At 52.5% G+C, this 1,823-nt stretch carries 1 protein-coding gene; it reads right to left on the bottom strand.

Translation table 11 applies throughout. From position 1 onward, the window contains the following. Positions 1-1,622 (bottom strand): lysozyme family protein (locus LIQ05_RS19180; protein ID WP_226822911.1); only part of this gene is annotated, 1,622 nt, incomplete at its 3' end. Positions 1,623-1,823: the final 201 nt, after the last annotated feature.

Below are 1,823 nucleotides of genomic sequence, written 5' to 3'. Positions count from 1 at the left end.
TCATTTCCAAGCTGGGTAAGTGCCACGGATACGATCTGGCCGTTGCCTCCAAACAAGCCGGCAAACAATCCGCCGCTGGAATAATACCGCAGAACGTGAGGGACGTATTCTGGATCACCATAGGCACTCCAGCCATGCGAAGCAGCCTGCTCATTGGAAAACTGCAGGGCATTTTCTGCACTGTAGCCGCCATATTTCTGAATCGCCCACGTTATGTACCCGTTTCCGTAGTTATACCCTTGCAGGGACAGCTTCAGCTTGTCCATGTCCTGTGGGCTGGTGCATCCGGCTTCTCTTAGGCAGTCCGCATAATACTGGATTCCTACCTGTATGGAGTAGTCCGCATCCTGGATGGCATTCGGGCTGTTGGAATACCGGGTGTTGTATGGGCACTCACTGCTCTGCATGGGATCGGTCCCCCGGCCGCCAGATTCCTGCATCATGATTGCCTGTATCACGGAAACGTATTCGGGGATTCCATACTGGTTGGCGTATTTCTGTATGGTTGCCGTATAGGAAAGTACTTCCTGGCTGAGTGCTTCGTTGCTCTCTGAGCTTCCAGAGAATGCCGCACCGCCAATGATCCCGACCATGATAACCAGAAGCAGAACCATGACCGCTCCGGCGGCTCCCAGTGCAGCTATCATGGACTGCACGGTTTTCGCTACCACTTCCACGGCGGCTCTAGCTGCCTTGAATGTATTCTCCCCTGCCCTTGCCGTTTTCTGTATCCGACGGATTCCATCAGAAGTCTGCAAGGCTGCTTTCTTCGCCGCCTGTTTCGCTGCCCTTCGTTCCATCTGCTTCTGCATCCGGGTTGTCAGGGCATTGGAACTGGCTACACGGAGCTTCTGCTCTGGCTGGATGCTAATCTTCGCAGATGGAGGGGCGGTCTTAATAGTACGCCGCTGTATGGTCTTCGGCTCCAACTGTTTCCGTGGCTTTTCCTTGATCCGGATGGTTTCCGGCTGTTTCTGGCAGATGGCATTCTGTCTTGCAGTATCTGCGACTGCCTTTTTCCGGCTCTGGTCTCGGATGGAGAACTGCTTCGTTCCTGATAGTTCCTGTCCATTCTGGATTCTCGGTGTCTCTCTGGCTACCCGAATTTTCTGTTCTTTTGTTTTGATAGCATCTGAAACCGCCTTTTGCCGCTTGGCTTTCTGGATCTGGACATCTTTGATCTGTGCTTCCTGAGCTTCCCGGCTTTTAATCTTCACGTTCTCAGATGTCTGTTCCCGATTCTTTTGCTCTGGTGCTTCCCGACTGACCGGATCGGGAGCCTGTGTGTCCCCTGTTCCTCTGGCAGCTTCTTTCTCCGCTTCTTTTTTGCCAGTAACTCTCAGTTTGATCTTCTCGTAGGAAGTCTGTGCTGCTGTCTTTCCGGCGCTGGTTACAGTTCTGCCAGACTTTCTGGCAGCCCATTCCTCTGCGGATGCGACTTTTCCACTGGCATACTCGGATGGGGACTGTTCCTCCATGTCATTATCCCTGGCATTTGCGATGGTCTGGGACTTTTCCTTGCTCTCCAGTATGGCCGTCCGCATCAGCTCCTTCGGGATTCTGGAGGCAGGATTTTTAGTCTTTGGTTTTGTTGTGACTTCTTTGGTTTTGATATCCTTCATCTCTCACCTCCAGTCCCGGTCTGTACTGCTCTTACGCTTCGCCCGGCTTGGTCGTCATCAGGCGGTACAGTTTTGTATTTCTTGGAAACGAGTTTTCAAACGGCACCAGATTTCCGGAGCAGCGGATCAGTCCGTGGCCGGCACCTACATTGGTGATGTAGGATAACTGGTTGTCTGAAATATTCAGAAGTGCCGCCAGCT

The sequence above is a fragment of the Blautia glucerasea genome, from assembly GCF_020537505.1.
Lineage (GTDB): Bacteria > Bacillota > Clostridia > Lachnospirales > Lachnospiraceae > Blautia_A.
This window is presented reverse-complemented; position numbering and strand designations above follow the sequence as displayed.